The 15,064-nt window shown below is 72.2% G+C and carries 15 protein-coding genes; 8 read left to right on the top strand and 7 right to left on the bottom strand.

Going from position 1 to position 15,064, the window contains the following annotated elements; translation table 11 throughout:
- Nucleotides 1–20: 20 nt before the first annotated feature.
- Nucleotides 21–716: a futalosine hydrolase gene (locus ACIRVH_RS24760; protein ID WP_403956745.1), complete on the top strand. Its 696-nt coding sequence runs from the start codon at nucleotides 21–23 to the stop codon at nucleotides 714–716.
- Complete coding sequence (locus ACIRVH_RS24755; protein ID WP_403956743.1) at nucleotides 706–1,554, top strand: 1,4-dihydroxy-6-naphthoate synthase; 849 nt, start codon at nucleotides 706–708, stop codon at nucleotides 1,552–1,554. The genes ACIRVH_RS24760 and ACIRVH_RS24755 overlap by 11 nt, the downstream gene beginning before the upstream one ends.
- A gap of 3 nt (nucleotides 1,555–1,557) precedes the next feature.
- Here ACIRVH_RS24755 and ACIRVH_RS24750 read toward each other — a convergent pair whose 3' ends face one another.
- On the bottom strand, nucleotides 1,558–1,941 hold the full coding sequence (locus ACIRVH_RS24750) for a cold-shock protein (protein ID WP_403956741.1): 384 nt from the start codon (nucleotides 1,939–1,941) through the stop codon (nucleotides 1,558–1,560).
- A gap of 165 nt (nucleotides 1,942–2,106) precedes the next feature.
- Between ACIRVH_RS24750 and ACIRVH_RS24745 the strand changes: the two genes are divergently transcribed.
- The gene (locus ACIRVH_RS24745; RefSeq protein WP_094217163.1) at nucleotides 2,107–2,358 is read left to right on the top strand and encodes a hypothetical protein; all 252 of its coding nucleotides are present in this window, start codon (nucleotides 2,107–2,109) and stop codon (nucleotides 2,356–2,358) included.
- Here ACIRVH_RS24745 and ACIRVH_RS24740 read toward each other — a convergent pair.
- The gene (locus ACIRVH_RS24740) at nucleotides 2,334–2,969 is read right to left on the bottom strand and encodes an HAD family hydrolase (protein ID WP_403956738.1); all 636 of its coding nucleotides are present in this window, start codon (nucleotides 2,967–2,969) and stop codon (nucleotides 2,334–2,336) included. The genes ACIRVH_RS24745 and ACIRVH_RS24740 overlap by 25 nt on opposite strands.
- Nucleotides 2,970–3,012: 43 nt before the next feature.
- Nucleotides 3,013–4,023 (bottom strand): hypothetical protein, encoded by a 1,011-nt coding sequence (locus tag ACIRVH_RS24735; protein WP_403956737.1) that lies wholly within the window; start codon nucleotides 4,021–4,023, stop codon nucleotides 3,013–3,015.
- Nucleotides 4,024–4,168: 145 nt separating this feature from the next.
- On the opposite strand from ACIRVH_RS24735, the gene ACIRVH_RS24730 reads away from it, so the two are divergent.
- From ACIRVH_RS24730 to ACIRVH_RS24715, 4 genes are all read left to right on the top strand, one after another.
- Nucleotides 4,169–5,803: a hypothetical protein gene (locus tag ACIRVH_RS24730; protein WP_403956735.1), complete on the top strand. Its 1,635-nt coding sequence runs from the start codon at nucleotides 4,169–4,171 to the stop codon at nucleotides 5,801–5,803.
- Between the two features lie 154 nt (nucleotides 5,804–5,957).
- Entirely contained in the window at nucleotides 5,958–7,565 is a 1,608-nt protein-coding gene (locus tag ACIRVH_RS24725) for a hypothetical protein (protein ID WP_403956733.1), read from the top strand.
- Between the two features lie 114 nt (nucleotides 7,566–7,679).
- Nucleotides 7,680–8,123 carry a carboxypeptidase-like regulatory domain-containing protein gene (locus ACIRVH_RS24720; RefSeq protein WP_403956731.1) on the top strand — a complete coding sequence of 148 codons (444 nt, stop codon included), beginning with the start codon at nucleotides 7,680–7,682 and terminating at the stop codon, nucleotides 8,121–8,123.
- A gap of 65 nt (nucleotides 8,124–8,188) precedes the next feature.
- Complete coding sequence (locus ACIRVH_RS24715; RefSeq protein WP_403956729.1) at nucleotides 8,189–10,732, top strand: helicase-associated domain-containing protein; 2,544 nt, start codon at nucleotides 8,189–8,191, stop codon at nucleotides 10,730–10,732.
- A gap of 12 nt (nucleotides 10,733–10,744) precedes the next feature.
- Here the strand turns inward: ACIRVH_RS24715 and ACIRVH_RS24710 are convergent, their stop codons facing one another.
- Entirely contained in the window at nucleotides 10,745–11,290 is a 546-nt protein-coding gene (locus ACIRVH_RS24710) for a hypothetical protein (protein ID WP_403956727.1), read from the bottom strand.
- Between the two features lie 147 nt (nucleotides 11,291–11,437).
- Here ACIRVH_RS24710 and ACIRVH_RS24705 point away from each other — a divergent pair, with 147 nt between their 5' ends.
- Nucleotides 11,438–13,081, top strand: coding sequence for a DNA repair helicase XPB (locus tag ACIRVH_RS24705; protein ID WP_403956725.1), 1,644 nt, complete (start codon nucleotides 11,438–11,440; stop codon nucleotides 13,079–13,081).
- Between the two features lie 39 nt (nucleotides 13,082–13,120).
- Here ACIRVH_RS24705 and ACIRVH_RS24700 read toward each other — a convergent pair whose 3' ends face one another.
- The 3 genes from ACIRVH_RS24700 to ACIRVH_RS24690 are packed head-to-tail and all read right to left on the bottom strand — an operon-like array spanning nucleotide 13,121 to nucleotide 14,808.
- Entirely contained in the window at nucleotides 13,121–13,450 is a 330-nt protein-coding gene (locus ACIRVH_RS24700; protein WP_403956723.1) for a hypothetical protein, read from the bottom strand.
- A complete protein-coding gene (locus ACIRVH_RS24695; protein WP_403956722.1) occupies nucleotides 13,414–14,607 on the bottom strand; it encodes a glycosyltransferase 87 family protein in 1,194 nt (397 codons plus the stop codon). Before ACIRVH_RS24695 ends, ACIRVH_RS24700 begins: the two co-directional genes overlap by 37 nt.
- An 18-nt stretch (nucleotides 14,608–14,625) precedes the next feature.
- Nucleotides 14,626–14,808 (bottom strand): hypothetical protein, encoded by a 183-nt coding sequence (locus ACIRVH_RS24690; protein ID WP_403956720.1) that lies wholly within the window; start codon nucleotides 14,806–14,808, stop codon nucleotides 14,626–14,628.
- Nucleotides 14,809–15,064: the final 256 nt, after the last annotated feature.

The raw sequence follows: 15,064 nt of genomic DNA, 5'->3' as shown, positions 1-15,064 counted from the left end.
CGCCCTCCGTACGCGTACTCGTGGCCACCGCGGTCCCGGCCGAACGGGATGCGGTGGCCCGGGCGTTCCCGGATGCGGGTGCGGAGGTACGGCTGCCGGGGGTCTCCCTCGTGCGGACCGGTGCCGGGTACGACCTGCTGGCCGGCGGTGTCGGGCCCGCCCTCGCCGCCGCCTCCACCGCCACCGCGCTCACCGCGGCCGCCCTCGACGGCAGCCCCTACGGTCTCGTCGTCTCGGCCGGGATCGGCGGTGGCTTCCTGCCCGAGGCCCCGGTCGGCTCACTCGTCGTCGCCGACGCGATCACCGTGGCCGATCTGGGCGCCGAGACCGCCGACGGCTTCCTCCCGGTCACCGAACTGGGCTTCGGGACCGTCACCCACCGGCCGCCGCCCTCGCTCGTACGAGGCGTGTCCGAGGCCACCGGCGCCCGTCCCGGCGCCGTCCTGACCGTCTCCACCGTCACCGGCACCGCCGCCCGCGCCGCCGAGCTGCGCGCCCGCCACCCGCAGGCCCTCGCCGAGGGCATGGAGGGGTTCGGCGTGGCCGAGGCGGCCGCCGCGCACGGGGTACCCGTGCTGGAGATCCGGGCGGTGTCCAACCCGGTCGGCCCACGCGACCGCGCCGCCTGGCGCATCGGCGACGCGCTCGCCGCCCTCACCGAGGGCTTCGGGAAGCTCGCGCCCGCATTGGAGAGTTGGAACACGCATGACCAGTGATGCGATGCAGATCGCGTACTCGCCCTGTCCGAACGACACCTTCGTCTTCGACGCCCTCGCCCACGGCCGCGTCCCCGGCGCCCCCGCGCTGGACGTGACCTTCGCCGACATCGACATCACCAACGGCATGGCCGAGCGCGGCGAGTTCGACGTACTGAAGGTGTCGTACGCCGTGCTGCCCTACGTCCTGGACGAGTACGCGCTGCTGCCGTGCGGCGGTGCGCTGGGGCGGGGCTGCGGGCCGCTGGTGCTGACCCGGGAGACCGGGACCGACCTGACGGGCCGTACGGTCGCGGTGCCGAGCGAGAGGTCGACCGCCTACCTGCTGTTCCGGCTCTGGGCGGCGGACACGCTGCCGGACGGGGTCGGCGAGATCGTCGTCCTGCCGTTCCACGAGATCATGCCGGCCGTGCGGGACGGCAAGGTGGACGCCGGACTCGTCATCCACGAGGCACGCTTCACGTACCGGAACTACGGGCTGCACAAGCTCGCCGACATGGGCGAGCACTGGGAGCGCAGCACCGGGCTGCCGATCCCGCTCGGCGCGATCATCGCCAAGCGGTCGCTGGGCGCCGAGACCCTCGGCCGGCTCGCCGACTCCATCAAGGCGTCCGTCCGGGCCGCCTGGGACGACCCCGAGGCTTCCCGGCCGTACGTCATGGAGCACGCCCAGGAGATGGACCCGGCCGTCGCCGACCAGCACATCGGGCTGTACGTCAACGAGTTCACCGCCGACCTCGGCGAGGACGGCTACGCGGCGATCCGCGGGCTGCTCACACGCGCGGCGGCCGAGGGGCTGCTGCCGCCCCTCGGTCCGGATGCGCTCGCTTTCCCCTGAGGGTCACACGTCCAGCTGGTCGGCGACCGCGCGCAGAAGGCCGGCGATCTTCTTTCCGGCGGCCTTCTCCGGGTAACGGCCCCTCTCCAGCTGCGGCGTGATGTTCTCGAGGAGGGTCGTCAGGTCCTGCACGATCGAGGCCAGCTCGTCCGGCTTCTTGCGCTGCGCGGCCGCGACGGACGGCGTCGGGTCGAGCACGGTCACGGAGAGGGCCTGGTCACCGCGCTGACCGGCGACGACGCCGAACTCCACGCGCTGTCCCGGCTTGAGCACATCGACCCCGTCGGGGAGAACCGAGGAATGGACGAAGACGTCACCGCCGTCGTCGCGGGAGAGAAAGCCGAAGCCCTTCTCACTGTTGAACCACTTGACCTTGCCGGTAGGCACGTCTGTCCTCGTCCTCGTACTCGTCGGGAAAACTACTTCGGAAACGGCTCTTGATAGCACTAGAGCGGGTCGACCATGACCCGCCGACACCAAGGCTAATGGTCTTCGGGCGGGTGACAAGACGTCCTCGGGTTGTTCTCTTGCGCTGGGAACTACCCTGGTCCGGTGCGTGACAAAACCCAAACGAATTCCGCCGGGCCCGGTGACCGACTGATCCGCGCCGGTGCCGTGGTGTTCTTCATCGGGGCCGTGGCCACCCTTGTCACGGTGGCCCCGCTGTTCCTCGGTGCGAAGCCTTTTCCGACGTACATGTTCGGTCTGAGCATGCTCATGGCCGTCGGCTTCCTGGTGGCCGGGGCCGGTGTGCTGCGTTCCGTCGCCGCCGGGCGGCGTCAGGCGCGGGGCGCCTCGCGGTAGGCGGCCAGCCAGGCCGGGAAGGCGGAGAGGTCGTCGAGCACGACGTCCGCCCCCGCGGCGCGCAACTCGTCCCCGTCGCACGGTCCGGTGACCACGGCGACGGACAGCGCGCCCGCCGTACGGGCCCCGCGGACGTCTCCGACGTGGTCACCGACGTACACGGCCGCGCCGTACTCGCGCAGGGCCTCCGCCTTCCGCTCGGCCCACAGGTCGCCCACGACCACGTCGGGCGCGATGCCCAGGTGGTCCAGGTGCAGTTTGGCGTTCGGCTCGTACTTCGCCGTGACCACCATCGTCCGGCCGCCGGCGTCCCGCACCGCGTCCATCGCCTCCCGCGCGCCCGCCATCGCGGGAGTCGCGGCGATGGCGATCGAGGGGTACATCTCGCGGTACAGATCGGCCATGGCGGCGACCTGCTCCGCGGGGAACCAGTTGACCAGCTCCTCCGCGAGCGGCGGCCCCAGCCGGGTGATCGCCAGGTCGGCGTCGATGAACGTCCCTGTCCGCTCCGCCAGTGCCCGATAGCAGGCGTGGATGCCCGGCCGGGAGTCGATGAGCGTCATGTCGAGGTCGAAGCCGACGGTGAGGGCGGGGGCCGGGGTGACGGTCATGGGGGACATTCTGCCGGGTACCGATGACACCGGGTCCGGAGGGCTAGCGCTTTCTCTGTGACCGCCACACCAGGAACAGGGCCGAGGCGACCGCCGCGCCGCGCACCACCCAGGGCCAGGTCTCCGCCACGGCGTCGTTCATGTGGCCCTGGGCGACGGGGGCACCCCAGCGGCCGGTGTCACGGCCCCACAGCCAGAGCAGCCCGGACGCGAGGGCCAGGCCGGGGACACCCAGTACGGCCCACTTGGTCTCCGCGGGGCTGAGTCGGCGGGAGCCGTAGGCGATCAGCCAGCCGAGCAGGAGCGCGAACCAGTTCCCGAGCACGGCTCCGGCGACCAGCGCGGCGGCGGCCAGCAGGAGGAGGGGGTTGCTCCAGCCGGCGGCGGGGCCCGGGAGCAGGCGGCGGGCGGCCGCCGCGGGCGCGGGCGCCTTGCGGGCGAACAGGCGGCGGCGCGGGGCGACTGCCTGTTCCGCCGCCTCCGGCGGCTCTGCCTGCCCGGGCTCCGGCTCCTTCGCCTCCGTCTCCTTCTGCGGGCGTCTGAGCAGGTCGGGGATCTCCACCCCGCCCACGAACCCCGGGACGACGTCACCGGTGGGCGTACCGAACGGGCTGCCCTCCACCCGCCACCAGTCGGGGTGCGTCGCGCTGTCCCCCAGCTCGTCCGGGGCGGCGAGATGCGGCGGGGACGGGACGTCACGCGGCTTCGACTCCGGCTCGGCGGCACGCGGCCGCGGTACGACCCTGCGCAGCCCCTTCGGCCGTTCCTTCGGCTCCGGCTCCCGCTGTACGGGCACGGCGGCGGGCGCCGGCCGCGGCACCCCCGCGCTGTCGCCCGCGGCCTCGACCACCTCGTCCGGGGTGCCCAGCCGCTCCAGGATGCGGCGCACGGCGGCGGGGCTGTCCACCGCCGCCTTCGCCCGGTGCCGGTCGATCTCGTTGCGCAGCTCCGACACCAACCGCATTCGCGCGGACGACGGCAACTGCCGCTGGTGAGCGATGTCTCCGACGCGGCTCAGATACTCGTAGACGACCTGATCGCTTTCGATCCCCACGGAAACCCCTCCGGGGCAACGGCGATGACACCCCGTTGGACGACGGTACCGCGTGGGTGCGGGTGCCCGACGCCATGACCTCTCATCCTGAGCGTGACCTGCTCACCGGCCACCGCGGCTGCGAAGCGAAGAGAGGAAACCTGTCTTGACGACCAGACGGAGAGCGCGCCGCGTCGTGCCGGCCCTGCTGGCCGCGCTCGCGCTGAGCCTGGGCGTGGGCCTGCCCCAGGCGACCTGGGCGTCCGCCCACCCCCGGGCGGAGGGCAAGCCGCTCCCGGCGCCCCACAAGGTTCACCTGTCCGAACCGAAGGTGGTCAACCCTTCCGGGCACGCCGAGCCGAAGGTCCGGAAGAACCGGAGGAACCAAGGGCCGCTGCCCACCATCCCCCGCGAGAAGCTCGCCGAACTGAAGGCCGAGGCCGCGAAGCACCCGGCGCGGCAGCGGCCCGGGCGGACCGGCGGGAACAGGGCCGGGAAACTGGCGCCGCCACCCAGTCAGGGCAGCTTCGACGGGCTCGGCCAGCCCTGCTGCCTCATGCCTCCGGACACGCACGGCGCCGTCAGCAAGGGCTACTTCGTCGAGGTCACGAACGCCGGCATCGGCGTGTTCAACAAGTCGGACGGCGCCCTGATCAAGAACGTGTCGTTGGCGAGCTTCTTCGGCTACGACACGCAGGAGATCTTCGACCCCCGGGTCGTCTACGACAGGACGTGGAACCGCTGGGTCGTCTCGGCCGAGGCGTTCCCGGAGGACCAGGACGTCCAGAAGGTGTTCTACGCGGTGTCCACCAGCTCGAACCCGACCGGTTCGTTCTCCGTCTACACGTTCGACCCGCCGGAGGAGCCCGCCACCGGAGACTTCTACGACTTCCCGCAACTCGGGCTCGACCAGGACGCCGTGATCGTCACGGCGAACGTCTTCCGCCCCACGGAACTCGGGTACGACTACATCGGCTCCCGCGCCTTCGGCATGGCCAAGGCCGATCTGTACAACGGCCGCTTCACCGACTTCCGGTACTTCGACCTGGGCCTGTCGGGCACGGTCGCGCCTCCCGTCGTGGAGGACGACAACTCCAGCGCCTTCCTGGTGGCGGCCTACCCCATGGCCGACCGTCTGAGCCTGTTCAAGGCCACCGGTCTCGGCCGCAGCGACGACACCGTCGTGCGACAGCCCGACGTACCGGTGACCGCCTACACCGTGCCGCCGAGCGCCCGCCAGCCCGGTACGAACGCCGTGCTGGACACCCTGGACGCCCGGTTTCAGAACAACAGCACGCAGATCGGCAACCAGTTGCTCAACGTCCACACCGTCAACGACGGGGGGTTCCCGACCCCGAAGTGGTACCAGATCAACACCGACACCAGCACGGTCTCCGCCGGCGGTGAGGTGACCGAGTCCCCCGACTCGGACGACTTCAACCCCTCGGTGGCCGGCTCGGCCGTGGGCGGCACCCTGGACAACCCGATCGGCCGGATGTTCTTCACCTGGTCCTCGACGAACGTGACGAGCACCCCCCACCAGGTGCGGGTCAAGAGCGGCGGCCGCCTCGGCACCGACGCCCCGGACGTCCTCGGGGGCAACACCCACAGCACGGCCTCGACGTTCTACGCCCCGTTGGGCGAGAACCAGGTCCAGCGCTGGGGCGACTACTCCGCCGTCACGATCAACCCCTCCGCGACCGGCACCTGCGTCGCCGGCAGCCGCGCCTACGTCGTGAACGAGCGTCAGACCGGCACCGATTCATGGGGATCGCGCATCGGCAGGCTCGGCTTCTGTTAGCCGACGCGACCGGACACCACTCCAACGGCCGTTCAGGTGGACTTGGCTGAAATGTTCGTTACGTCGCCAAGTTCCCGAATGCGCTTTCCCACATGCTGTGGACGACCTTTCAGCCGGCCACCCAGGCCGCGGAGGCGAAGAGAGGAAATCTGTCTTGACGACCAGACGGAGGGCGCGTCGCGTGGTGCCGGCCATGCTGGCCGCGCTCGCGCTGAGCCTGGGCGTGGCTCAGGCGACCGGGGCGTCCGCTCACCCCCGGGCGGACGGCAAGCCGCTGCCGGCGCCCCACATGGTGCACGTGTCCAAGCCGAAGTTGATCAACCCGAGCGGACACGCCCAGCCGAAGGTCCGCAAGGACCAGGGCCCGCTGCCCACGGTCTCCCGCAAGAAGCTCGCCGAGTTGAAGGCCGCCGCCGCGAAGCACGCCACGAAGCAGCGGCCCAGGATGACCGGCGGGAACAGCGCCAGGATGGCGAAGCAGCCGTCCCAGGGCAGCTTCGAGGGGCTCAGCCAGCCCTGCTGCCTCCGGCCGCCGGACACGACCGGCGCCGTCGGCAAGAGCCAGTTCGTCGAGACCGTGAACGGCGCCGGCTTCGGCGTGTTCAGCAAGTCGGACGGCAGCCTGCTCAAGAACGTGTCGTTCGCCAGCTTCTTCGGCTACAGCGCGCAGACGATCTTCGACCCTCGCGTCGTCTACGACAGGACGTGGAACCGCTGGGTCATCTCGGCCGAGGCGTTCCCGGAGAGCAGCACGGTCCAGAAGGTGTTCTACGCGGTGTCCACCGGCTCGGACGCCACCGGCTCGTTCTACCTCTACACGTTCGACCCGCCGGAGAACCCGGGCGACTTCTACGACTTCCCGCAGCTGGGGCTCGACCAGGACGCCGTGATCGTCACGGCGAACATCTTCAACTCCGGGAACCTCTACGTCCGCTCGCGCGCCTTCGGTATCGCCAAGGCCGACCTGTACAACGGTCGCAACTTCAGCTTCCCGTACTTCAGCCTGGGCACGCCGGGCACGGTCGCGCCTCCCGTCGTGGAGGACAACAACGCGAACGACTTCCTGGTGGCGGCCGCCTCGTCCGACAACAAGCTGAGCCTGTTCAAGGCCACCGGCCTGGGCCGCAGCAACGCCACGATCGTGCAGCTGCCCAACGTCCCGGTGGCCGCCTACACGGTGCCGTCGAGCGCCCGCCAGCCCGGCACGGCCAGCCTGCTGGACAGTTCGGACTCCCGGTTCGTGAACAACAGCACGCAGATCGGCAACCAGCTGCTCAACATCCACACCATCGACGCCGGCGGGTTCCCGACCCCGACGTGGCGCCAGATCAACACCGACACCAGCTCGGTGACCGCCGGTGGTGTCGTGGTCGAGTCCGCCAACTCGGACGACTTCAACGCGTCGGTGGCCGGCTCCCCCGTGGGCGGCACCGCTGCGAACCCGATCGGCCGGATGTTCTTCACCTGGACCGCGACCAACATCACGGCCGGTTCCACCCACCAGGTGCGGGTGAAGAGCGGCGGCCGCCTCGCGGGCGACCCGCCCAACGTCATCGGCGGCAACACCCACAGCACGGCCTCGACGTTCTACGACCCGACGAGCGACGCCGTGGAGCGCTGGGGCGACTACTCCGCCGTCTCCATCAACCCGTCCGAGACCAGCACCTGCGCCGTCGGCAACCGTGCCTACGTCGTGAACGAGCGCCAGATCAGCACCACCTCGTGGGGCTCACGCATCGGCAAGCTCGGCTTCTGCAGCTAGCCGGCGGGACCGGACACCGCTGACACACCCCAGGGCGGAGGGAGTGGCCACCGTGCCACCCCCTCCGCCCTTTCGCGCTGCCTGTGCCCACGCCCCGCTGCCTACAGTGGAAACGTGCTCCCGCAACGCCGCCGCAACGCCCGGCGGCCGCCGGCCGGCCTGCTCCTCGCGCTCGTGGCGCTGACCGTGCCGGTGGCGCTCGCCGCGTGCTCCGCAGCGGCCCCGAACGGGTCGGGCGGCGCCCCTGCGGACGCCCGGTCCGGGGTGAAGGGCGTCGTCGTCCGGTGGCCGACCTGTCCCGTGGAGGGCGCTCCCGAGAGCCGGGACTGCAGCAGGCCCGCCGAGGCGACCGTGCGGGTGCGCGACCGGTCCTCGGACACCGAGGTGGCGAGCGTGCACACCGGTCCGGACGGCCGGTTCCGGGTGCCGCTGCGGACCGGCGTCTACGAGGTGCGGGCCCAGGCCTCCGGCACCAGCCACTGCAAGCCGGTCGACGTCACCGTCCGCCCCGACACGTACACGGAGATCACGGTCAGGTGCGACACGGGTCTGCGCTGACCGCGTAACGGCGGACCCCGTCCTGCACCGCTGCGTCCGGCCACCCTCCGGGTACCGTGGTCGGGATGAGCGCCCACACGCCCCCGTCGGCTCCACGCTCCCTCGCGGAAGCACTCCGCGCGCGCGACGACGCTTCCCTGGCCGCGCTCCTGCGCAGCCGGCCCGATCTCATCACGCCGGTTCCCACCGACCTCACGCAGCTCGCCACCCGCGCCGGCACCCGCGCCTCGGTCCTGCGTGCCCTGGAGCGGCTGGACCGGTTCGCGCTGCAGACCGCCGAGGCCCTGGCCGTGGCCCCGGAACCGACGTCGTACGAGATTCTGCTCGGCCTGATGGCCGGGTACGCCCGGGACGAGACCGTCGCCGCCGCGCTGCCTCGCGCGGTGGCCACCCTGCGCGAACAGGCCCTGGTGTGGGGCGACGACGAACGGCTGCGGCTGGTGCGGACCGCACGGGAGCTGCTCGCCCCGTCCGCGCAGCACCCCTCCCCGACCGGGCTCGGCCCGAGCGTGCAGGAGGCCACCGCGGGCATGTCCCCGGGGCGGATCCAGGAGATCGTCGGCGCCGCCGGGCTGGCCTCGACGCACGACTCGGTCTCCGCCGCGGCCGCGCTCACCGACCTGTTCACCCACCGGAAGAAGATGGCCGCCCTGCTCGCGAAGGCCCCGGAGGCCGCCCGTGAGGTGCTGTCCCGGCTGATGTGGGGGCCGCCGTACGGACAGGTCACCGCCGACCCGGCCACCCATCTGCGCTGGCTGCTGGACCGGGGCCTGCTGCTGCCCACCGCGCCGGGCACGGTCGTCCTGCCCCGCGAGGTCGCCCTGCACCTGCGCGAGGGCCGCGCGCACCGGGCGCCCGAGCCGCTGCCGCCCGCCGTCGAGCCGGCCGCGACCCACGCCCCGCAGATCGTGGACGCCACCGCGGCCGGGCAGGCGTACACCGCGCTGGCCACCGTCGAGGAGCTGCTGAAGGACTGGGACGAGGGCGGCCCGGCCGTGCTGCGGGCCGGCGGGCTGAGCGTGCGGGACCTGAAGCGGACCGCCGTCGCCCTCGACGTGTCCGAGCCGGTCGCCGCCTTCTGGGTCGAGCTGGCATACGCGGCCGGGCTGCTCGCCTCCGACGGCGAGGCCGACGAGCGGTACGCGGCCACCCCCGCCTACGACGAGTGGCTGGAGCGGCCACCCGCCGAGCGCTGGGCCCTGCTCGCCGAGGCCTGGCTGCAGGCCACCCGGACCGCGGGGCTGGTCGGCGGGCGGGACGCGAAGGACCGTACGTTGTCCACGCTGGGGCCGGGACTCGACCGGTCCGCCGCGCCCGAGGTACGGCAGCGGGTGCTGACCCTGCTGGCCGGGCTCCCGCAGGGCGCCGCCCCCGGCGCCGAGTCGGTGCTGGCCCGGCTGCTCTGGGAGCGGCCGCTGCGCGGTCCCCAGCGGGACGTCGACAGCGCCGACGATCTGCGCTCCCGGCTCGCCCGCTGGACCCTCTCGGAGGCGGAGCTGCTCGGCGTCACCGGGCGCGGGGCGCTGTCGGCACAGGGGCGGGCGCTGCTCGGCGCACCGGCGGCCGCGCACCCCTCGGCCGCCGTGGAACCCTCCGGGCCCGGTGACAAACTCCCCGTCCACCACCGCACGGGCGCCCTGCCGGAACCCCTCTCCCCCACCGAGCAGACCGTCGCCACGGCCGCCGCGGCCCGGCTCCTCGCACCTCTGCTGCCCGAACCCCTGGACCACGTCCTGCTCCAGGCGGACCTCACGGCGGTGGCCCCCGGCCCGCTCCGGCGTCCGCTCGCCGACATGCTCGGGATCCTCGCGGACGTCGAGTCCAAGGGCGGGGCGACCGTCTACCGCTTCACGCCGGCCTCGGTCCGCCGTGCCCTGGACGCCGGCCAGGCCGCTGCCGACCTGCACGCCTTCCTGACCGCGCACTCCCGCACGCCGGTCCCGCAGCCGCTGGCCTACCTGATCGACGACGTGGCACGCAAGCACGGCCATCTGCGGGTGGGCGCGGCCTCGGCGTACGTCCGCTGCGACGACGACGCCCTGCTGAACGAGATCCTCGCCGACAAGCGGGCGGCCGCCCTGCGCCTGCGCCGGCTGGCCCCGACCGTCCTGGCCGCCCCGACGGACCCGGCCACACTGCTGGAGGGCCTGCGCGCGATGGGCTACGCGCCCGCGGCCGAGTCCGCCGAGGGCGACGTCCTGATCACCCGCGCCGACGCCCACCGCACCCCGCCGCGCACCGCGCCCGAGCCGGTGCCGGACGGACCGCCGCCGCCCGACGGCACGCTGCTGGCGGCCGCGATCCGCGCGATCCGGGCCGGCGACCTGGCCGCCACCGCCCCGCGCAAGCCGTCGGGCAGCGCGCTCACGGGCGGCGAACTGCCCCGCACCAGCTCCGCCGAGACCCTGGCCACCATGCAGGCCGCCGTCCTGACCGGCGAGTCCCTGTGGATCGGCTACGTCAACGCCGAGGGCACCGCCAGCCAGCGCGTCATCGCCCCGATCCGGGTCGAGGGCGGTTTCGTGACGGCGTACGACCACACGGCCGACGAGGTACGGACGTATCCGCTGCACCGGGTCACGGGGGTCGCGGAGTTGGCGGAGGACTAGGCGCGGGCCCGGTCAGCAGTCCTTGACCGGAGCGTCCGCGGGCAGGCCGAAGTGCTTGCGGGCGGTGGCCTCCAGGTCGGCGGACCCACCCGTGCCCTCGGGGCCGGGCTCGTGAAAGAAGCTGAAGTGGTCCTCCACCCACTTCCCGCTGCCCTCGCCGTCCGGCCCCTCCTCCCGCGACGTCACGCGAAAGCCGCCGTGCGCACCCGCGTCCCGCTTCAGGCGCACCACCTGCGGGACGTCGGCTCCGGAGCACTCCAGAAGAGCGCCTTTCCGCACGCCGTACTCCATGCACAACGTGGTCACGCCCGCCCGGACGACGCCGTCGTGCTCGTCGAGGTCGCGTGCCTCGGCCCGGCAGAACCACTGCGCCCGCAGACCGGGCTGCGTCTCCCCGTACCCGCTGCCCTTCGAGTCCGCCACCAGCCGCGCCTCGATCAGGGGCCGCACCTCGCCCCACAGGTGCTGATCGACACCGGGCGGCCACAGCGCCCACGCCCCCGCCGCCGCCAGCACCGCCGTGGCCCCCAGGCCGGTCACCCACCTGCGTACCGACATCGCGCCCCGCTCCTCCCGGACCGCGCCCCGGCGCCGGTCCCGCGGTGGGAAGACCCGTGTCGGGGGCCCATGGTTGCGGCGTCCCGCCGCGATCATCCGCTGATAGGGCACACTGGACGTTTGGCCGCGCGGAAGGGAAGTGCGTTGGTGAACGGACCGCTGATCGTCCAGTCGGACAAGACCCTGCTCCTGGAAGTCGACCATGAGCGGGCCGACGACTGCCGGCGTGCCATCGCGCCCTTCGCCGAGCTGGAGCGGGCGCCGGAGCACATCCACACCTACCGGGTCACCCCGCTCGGCCTGTGGAACGCGCGGGCCGCCGGGCACGACGCCGAGCAGGTCGTGGACGCACTGGTGCAGTACAGCCGCTACCCGGTGCCGCACGCGCTGCTCGTGGACATCGCCGAGACGATGGACCGGTACGGACGGCTCACCCTGAGCAAGCACCCCACGCACGGACTCGTCCTCACCACCACCGACCGGCCGGTGCTGGAGGAGGTGCTGAAGTCCAAGCGGATCGCTCCGTTGGTCGGGGCGCGCATCGACCCGGACACCGTGGTCGTGCACCCCTCCGAGCGCGGGCAGATCAAGCAGACGCTGCTGAAGCTGGGCTGGCCGGCCGAGGACCTCGCCGGCTACGTGGACGGCGAGGCGCATCCGATCGAGCTGCTCGAGGACGGCTGGGCGCTGCGTCCGTACCAGAAGCAGGCCGTGGAGAACTTCTGGCACGGCGGCAGCGGCGTGGTCGTGCTCCCCTGCGGCGCCGGAAAGACGCTGGTCGGCGCCGGGTCGATGGCGCAGGCGAAGTCCACCACCCTCATCCTCGTCACCAACACCGTCTCGGCCCGGCAGTGGAAGCACGAGCTGGTGAAGCGGACCACGCTGACCGAGGACGAGATCGGCGAGTACAGCGGGACCCGGAAGGAGATCCGCCCGGTCACCATCGCCACCTACCAGGTGCTGACGACCAAGCGGAAGGGCGTCTACCCGCACCTGGAACTGTTCGACTCCCGTGACTGGGGTCTGATCGTCTACGACGAGGTGCACCTGCTGCCCGCGCCGGTCTTCAAGTTCACCGCGGACCTCCAGGCCCGCCGCCGCCTCGGCCTGACCGCGACCCTCGTGCGCGAGGACGGCCGCGAGTCCGACGTCTTCTCCCTCATCGGGCCGAAGCGGTTCGACGCGCCCTGGAAGGAGATCGAGGCGCAGGGCTACATCGCGCCCGCCGACTGTGTCGAGGTCCGGGTGAATCTCACCGACTCCGAGCGGCTCGCGTACGCCACCGCCGAGACCGAGGAGAAGTACCGCTTCTGCGCGACCACCGAGACCAAGCGGAAGGTCACGGAGGCGATCGTGCGCCGGTTCGCCGGGCAGCAGATCCTCGTCATCGGCCAGTACATCGACCAGCTGGACGAACTGGGCGAGCACCTGAACGCCCCGGTGATCAAGGGCGAGACGTCCAACGCGCAGCGCGAGAAGCTCTTCGACGCGTTCCGCGAGGGAGAGATCAGCGTGCTCGTGGTGTCGAAGGTCGCCAACTTCTCGATCGACCTGCCCGAGGCCACGGTCGCCGTCCAGGTGTCCGGCACCTTCGGCTCCCGCCAGGAGGAGGCCCAGCGCCTGGGCCGCGTGCTGCGCCCCAAGGCCGACGGCCACCAGGCCCACTTCTACTCGGTCGTCGCACGCGACACCATCGACCAGGACTTCGCCGCCCACCGCCAGCGCTTCCTGGCGGAGCAGGGGTACGCGTACCGGATCGTGGACGCGGACGAGATCCTGGCGGAGGGCTAGGCGGGGCGGCGAAGAACCGGCGGCCTGGAGGGGTACGGCCTAGAAGAACGCGTGCTCCTCCATCCAGCCGTAGGTCGAGCCGAACTTGCCGTAGTACCAGGAGCCGCCCTTGGCGGTGCAGTACACGCGGACCTTGTTGCCCATGTACACGGACTTCTTGACCCGGTAGTTGTTGCCGGGGCCGGTGTGCATGTCCGCGTGGTCGTACAGGACGACCGTGTAGGTCGCGTCCTTGATGTTCTTGGTGCAGCCGGAGGAGCCGACCGCCGAGGCGCTGGGAGCGGCCATGAGGGTGGCGCCGACGGCGAGCGCGGTGGCGGCGGTCAGTCCGCTCACCGCCCTGCGGAACGGAAGCTTCGAGAAGGACATGCCTGTTTCCCCGTTTGCTCGGTCGAATGGATCGGACAACGGCTGATCATGTTGGCACACGCCCCTGACAGCCCGAGCGCCAGGATCGGGTAAGGGGCCGCCAACAGCTCCTGCCACCAAGGAAGTTCGAGGTCCAGGGCGCCCTCGTGGGGCACCAGCCACATCGTGCGGGCGGTGAAGACGAGGGCCACGAGCCCGGCGGTGAGCGTGCGGCCCTCGGCCAGGAGTACCGCGAGGAGCGGCACGCACCACACCCAGTGGTGCGACCAGCTGATCGGGCAGACCAGCAGGGCCGCACAGGCGGCCAGCAGGATGCCGTGGCTCTCCTGGCAGGCACGGGCCGCCAGCAGGAGGACGATCACCGCCACCAGCGCCGCCGGAAGCGCCCAGGCGAGGCCCGGCGCCGGGTCGCCCAGGGCCCGCGCGACCAGCCCCCGTAAGGACTGGTTGTCCACGATCCACGCCTTGCCCACCCGGCCGGTCTCGTACAGGCGCCGGCTCCAGAAGTCGGCGCTCGCGGCGGGCAGCAGCAGGAACCCGAGCAGCGCCGTGGCCGCGAAGCCGGTCACCGCTGTGGCCGCCTCGCGTTTGCGTCCGCGCAGGAACAGATGGACCACGAACACGGCGGGCGTGAGCTTCACGCCGGTCGCGAGGCCGAGGGCGAGGCCCTTGGCGCGGGCGCCCGGAGGGCGGGTGAGGTCCCACAGGACGAGGCAGGCCACGGCGAGGTTGACCTGGCCGAACAGGAGCGTCTGGAAGACCGGCTCCAGCCAGAGGGCCAGGGCCGCGCACGTGCAGAGCAGGGGCAGGGGCAGGGGGCGGGCGGCCAGGCGTGCCGAGAGGATGACCAGGCCGGCGAGCAGGAGCGCGTTGCCCGCCAGGAAGGCCGCCTTCAGCGCCGGGACCGGGAGCCAGGTGGCCGGGACGAAGAGGATCGCCGCGAAGGGCGGGTAGGTCGCCGGGAGCCGCCACTCGGTGACCGTGAAGCCGTACAGGTCGCCGCCGTGGGACGCGGCAGCGCCCTCGGCACGGTAGACCAGCAGGTCGGCCATCGGGGCCCGCTGCAGGACGCACAGGGCGGTGAAGGAGCAGAGAGAGACCGCGAGCAGGATCAGGGACAACAGGGCAGGGCGGGACGCCACCGTCCGTTTCGGCACGGAGGTGACACTATGCCGCTACTTACGGCGTATGCCCGCTTCCTCGCCGTACTCGCCGAGGATCACCACGCTGAACGCGGCCTCGAAGAACACCTTGACGGCGCGCAGGGCATTGCCCAGCGGGTGGTGATGAGGGCCGTCCATGGCCGTGGCACCGGACGGGGGGCGGACAGAGGCTGGATGGATGGTTGCTGCGCTCATGTCTCCATGGTGGAACCTCGGCCCCAGGTCACGCATCGGTCTCGAGAGCCAATCCCGGAGGCCTCCGCGTAGGTCTCCGGGTGGACCCCCACCCCTACGCCGGACGGCCCGGTCCCCTAGGGGGCACGACCTCCGGGGGACGCCACGCGGAAATTCATTGGCCTCCTCCCGGCCACCCCACCTACAATCTCCGCTCTTGCCCGCCTCCCTACGGAGTGCCGCCGCCCGCACGGAAACCGGGCGGCCCCCAGTCATG

It is taken from the genome of Streptomyces sp. NPDC101165 (assembly GCF_044768135.1).
In the GTDB taxonomy this organism is placed as follows: Bacteria; Actinomycetota; Actinomycetes; order Streptomycetales; family Streptomycetaceae; genus Streptomyces.
The sequence above is the reverse complement of the archived record's forward strand: the minus strand, read 5'-3'. Positions and strand labels throughout refer to the sequence as shown.

What these genes read in the sequence shown, in the direction of transcription:
- ACIRVH_RS24710 (WP_403956727.1), bottom strand. Translation starts at nt 11,290, where the DNA reads ATGTCGGTACGCAGGTGGGTGACCGGCCTGGGGGCCACGGCGGTGCTG.
- ACIRVH_RS24740 (WP_403956738.1), bottom strand. Translation starts at nt 2,969, where the DNA reads ATGACCGTCACCCCGGCCCCCGCCCTCACCGTCGGCTTCGACCTCGAC.
- ACIRVH_RS24755 (WP_403956743.1), top strand. Translation starts at nt 706, where the DNA reads ATGACCAGTGATGCGATGCAGATCGCGTACTCGCCCTGTCCGAACGAC.
- ACIRVH_RS24690 (WP_403956720.1), bottom strand. Translation starts at nt 14,808, where the DNA reads ATGAGCGCAGCAACCATCCATCCAGCCTCTGTCCGCCCCCCGTCCGGT.
- ACIRVH_RS24715 (WP_403956729.1), top strand. Translation starts at nt 8,189, where the DNA reads ATGAGCGCCCACACGCCCCCGTCGGCTCCACGCTCCCTCGCGGAAGCA.
- ACIRVH_RS24700 (WP_403956723.1), bottom strand. Translation starts at nt 13,450, where the DNA reads ATGTCCTTCTCGAAGCTTCCGTTCCGCAGGGCGGTGAGCGGACTGACC.